The sequence below is a fragment of the Priestia sp. P5_B4 genome, assembly GCF_056400385.1.
Window position 1 is genome coordinate 1 of the sequence record NZ_JBFULJ010000313.1, and the last position, 4079, is coordinate 4079.

3 protein-coding genes are annotated in these 4079 nt (G+C 39.1%); all 3 read right to left on the bottom strand.

All coding sequences use genetic code 11. The features are described 5' to 3' along the window. Nucleotides 1-230: 230 nt before the first annotated feature. From AC1DRF_RS18220 to rsmH, 3 genes are read right to left on the bottom strand one after another with little or no spacing between them, the layout of a single operon-like run. The gene (locus AC1DRF_RS18220) at nt 231-2489 is read right to left on the bottom strand and encodes a penicillin-binding protein (protein WP_477741334.1); all 2259 of its coding nucleotides are present in this window, start codon (nt 2487-2489) and stop codon (nt 231-233) included. Between the two features lie 5 nt (nt 2490-2494). Further along, complete coding sequence (ftsL, locus tag AC1DRF_RS18225) at nt 2495-2854, bottom strand: cell division protein FtsL (RefSeq protein ID WP_013058965.1); 360 nt, start codon at nt 2852-2854, stop codon at nt 2495-2497. A gap of 33 nt (nt 2855-2887) precedes the next feature. Further along, nucleotides 2888-3823, bottom strand: a complete 936-nt coding sequence (rsmH, locus tag AC1DRF_RS18230; protein ID WP_013084858.1) for a 16S rRNA (cytosine(1402)-N(4))-methyltransferase RsmH — start codon at nt 3821-3823, stop codon at nt 2888-2890. Nucleotides 3824-4079: the final 256 nt, after the last annotated feature.

Below are 4079 nucleotides of genomic sequence, written 5' to 3' on the forward strand. Positions count from 1 at the left end.
GGAATATTCCGACTCCATAAGTCTTTGGCTTTTTCAGTTAGCGTATCCCCAGTCAGCAACTGTACATATCCAAGCCTTGTATCAATAATCAAAAACACAATAAAACCGACAAACAAAACAATGGCTAGCCTTTTACGAACTGTGACTCCTGATACCCGCATATATTAGAACCTCCTCTGAATCGGCTCGTTCCAATATATGCTTGTACAGGATTCACTAGAACTTAATTTCTAGTCAAGTTGCTTATCGTCTTTTTTACTATCAGACTCACTTTTTTCCGTTTCTTTTAACTTATTTAACGTACTTGAAAATTCTTTAGGCGTTTCAAGTTCTACTTTCAGGTAGGTTCCTGCTTTTAACGGATCGCCTGCCTTAATACTTTGAMTTACAACATAACCATTTTCAAGTGCGCTAGGTCGAACGTTGACAAATTCACTAAAGCGTATAACATCACGATGTGAAAAACCTGTTAAATCAGGCATTGTGGCTTTTCCATTTGTCTTAATAAACACGCGTTGACCAGTGACAATGGTATCAGAAGTCGGTGATTGGCTTTCTACCGTATCTCCTTTACCTATTACAACAGGAACAAGTCCTTTTTGTTTTAAGCCTTTCACGGCACTATCAACTGATTCGTTAACGTAAGACTTAAGCATAATTTCTGAATCTACTTTTTTATCTTCTGTTTTCTTTCCGTCTTCGTCTGTTTTTTCAGGCTCCACCCCTAAGTACTGCAGGCTGTTTTTCATCACCGGATTAAACACGGCTGTAAGCGGCGCAGTACCTGTCTCTTGAGGCGTAAGAGTTGGATTTTTAACGGCTACATAGACAAGCAGCTTTGGATCTTTAGCAGGTGCAAAGCCCATAAAGGAAATGAAATTTTTCCCGTGTCCATGCAAGTAGCCTCCGGTAGGACCAGGAATTTGAGCTGTTCCCGTCTTTCCAGCGACATCGTATCCTTCAATCGCGTAAGGTTTCCCTGTTCCGTCATCAGAAGAAACAACGGTTTCTAAAATATCTAGCGTTTCGTTCGCTGCTTTTTTAGAAATAGGTTGTCCTACTACGGTAGGTTTTGTTTTCTTAATCGTTTTCTTATTTGTTTCATCGACTACTTGTTTAATCACGTAAGGCTTCATCATTTTTCCGTCATTTGCAATCGCAGTAGCCGCTTGAATTTCTTGAATAGGCGTAAAAGCGGACGCCTGTCCAAATGCAGTAGTTACGCGGTCTCTCGGGTACTTCGTCACTAACTTGCTAGAAGCTTCGTTTGGCAAGTCAATTCCTGTTTTATCCATAAAGCCAAACTTGTCCAAGTATTTATACAAACGGTCGGTGCCCAATTTTTCGTTGGCTAAAATGGCTACCGCTACATTTGAAGACCTTTGAATTCCTTCATTAAATGTAATAGCTCCCCAGCCGACTCCGCCGTTGTGATCGTTAATCGGAACGCTGTTTTTCGTTACTTTATAAGATCCCGACTGATAGCGGTCTTCGCCGTTATAGACCCCTGCATCAATCGCGGCTGCTAGCGTAAAGATTTTCATCGTTGAACCAAGTTCATAGCTGTTTTCAACAAACGGATTACGATAAGACGTGATATCACGAATATTTGGGTCAAATGAAGGACGGTTTGACATCGCCAAAATTTCACCGGTTTTCGGATTCACTACTGTTGCCATTAGCTCTTCTGGTTTATATTCTTTAGCAGCAGCTGTCATTGCATCCTCTAAAAACGTTTGAATTTTTTCATCAATTGTAAGCGTGACGCTGTCTCCATTTTTCGGAGCTACAATTGACTCTTTTGGATCCGGAAGCTTAATTCCATTTTTAGCAGCTTCGTATTTTACATATCCATCTTCTTCAGAAAGCTGCTTATCAAATACTTTTTCAATTCCCATTTTCCCTACGATTTTACCCGTATCATCTTTTTGTGCGTATCCTAAAATACTTGAAGCGAATACACCGTTTGGATAGAAGCGCTTCGAATCGCGTAAAAACGTGATGCCTGGGAGATTTAGTTTTTCAATTTTTTGCTTTAGCACGTTATCAATGTCACGTCCGCCTGGGCCAAGTTCGACTTGGAAGGTACCACGTTTAATTCCTCTCGTTAACATGCTGTCAATTTTCGATTCGTCCATCTTTAATAATGGGGCTAATTTTTCAGCCGTTTTTTCTGGGTCTACTACGTGCTGCGGGTGATCTTTGTCTTTTGTTTGTTTTTTATCTAAGATCGCCACAACCGTATAAGCACCCGTGTCTTGGGCGATTGCTTCTCCGTTTCGATCGTAAATCGTACCGCGCTGTCCTTCAATTTTAGAAGTTCGCGTATGCTGTTTTTGTGCAATTTCGGCTAAAGCTTCTCCGTCTGCTTTGCCCGTCGCTTGGATGTAAAAGAACCTGATGGCTAATACAAAAAAGAGCAATGCAAATATTAAAATTAATATTGCTGCTCCTGTACTAATATTGCTATTTTTTCTTGGCGTAGTCATCGCAATTAATCGTTAACGACTTTTACGTTATTTTCATTCAATTTTAGTCCAAGTTCTTTTGCTTTTGTCCAAATACGATCGTATGCACTTAACTCTGTTACCTGTAATTTTAACTCATTGTTTTTTGCCTCTTGCTTGTCAATCTTTCCATCGAGTGATTGCACTTCTTCACTGATGCTATAAAGCGAAGATTGATTTGAAATGATTTGCACAGACCCAAACAGCATGAGTGCGACAAATCCAGAATACACAATTTTTTCACCAACCGTAATTTTTCTTTTTGTCTTTCGAACAACTTGACGTACCGTCTTTTGCTGCTTCTGCTGCTGATCTTGCTCTCTTACTTTGTATGCTACATTGTTCATTCTCGTCCCCTCCTCTTTGATAAAACCCTTTAATTACACTAATTTCTCAACAATTCGAAGCTTTGCCGAACGCGCGCGCTTATTTTCTTCTATCTCTTCTTCTGAAGGTAAAATAGGTTTTCTTGTAATAACTTTCATTTTAGGTTTAAATTCTTCTGGAATAATCGGCAGTCCATGCGGAAGCTGCGGAACCGTGCTTGCATTTTTAAACGCCACTTTACAAATTCGATCTTCAAGTGAGTGGAAGGTAATAACACTTACACGTCCACCTTTTTTGATCACATCCATAGCCTGTTCAATTGCGTCTTCAAATACTTGAAGCTCATCATTTACAGCAATTCGAATAGCCTGGAAAATTCGTTTCGCCGGATGTCCACCCGTTCGTCTAGCTGGCGCTGGAATACCATCTTTAATAAGATCAACCAGCTCTAGCGTTGTTTCAATTGGTTTAGACTCTCGATATGCTTCAATCTTGCGGGCAATTTGTTTTGAAAACTTTTCTTCTCCGTATTGGAAAAAGATTTTCACAAGTTTTTCATAAGGCCATTCATTTACTACGTTGTACGCAGAAAACATTGAGTTTTGATCCATGCGCATATCAAGCGGGGCATCATGATGAAAGCTGAACCCTCGCTCTGGTGTATCCAACTGAGGAGACGAGACTCCGAGGTCAAATAATACTCCGTCTACTTCTTCAATTCCGTGTTCCATTAGCTGCTCTTTTAAATAGCGAAAATTACTTTTGATTAGAATAACTCTGTCTAGATACGGGGCCAATTTCTCTTTTGCATTTGCAAGAGCGACATCGTCTTGATCAAACGCAATTAATTTCCCTTTTTCTGATAGCTGTTTTACGATATATTCACTATGACCTGCTCCGCCAAGCGTGCAGTCGACATATACTCCATCCGGCTTAATATTTAAGCCTTCCGCTGCTTCTTTAAGCAAAACAGTTGTGTGATTAAACATTATGACACCTACTTCTTTCTAAACTACTTAGTTATGTATACAAAAAGCAAAAAACGGTGTTTTTCTTTGATATATATACACGTTTATATTATATATCAAAGTTCAACATTATTTCAGCTATTTATATAAGAATTAAGTAGAATTTTGTCTTTTTGTCACAAATAGTGTCATTTTGTTAAAAGTAGGACATATTCGTAGAATAAAATGTAAGGAATATAAGGTTTTTTTGCGCAATTAGAAATAAATACCTTATAAG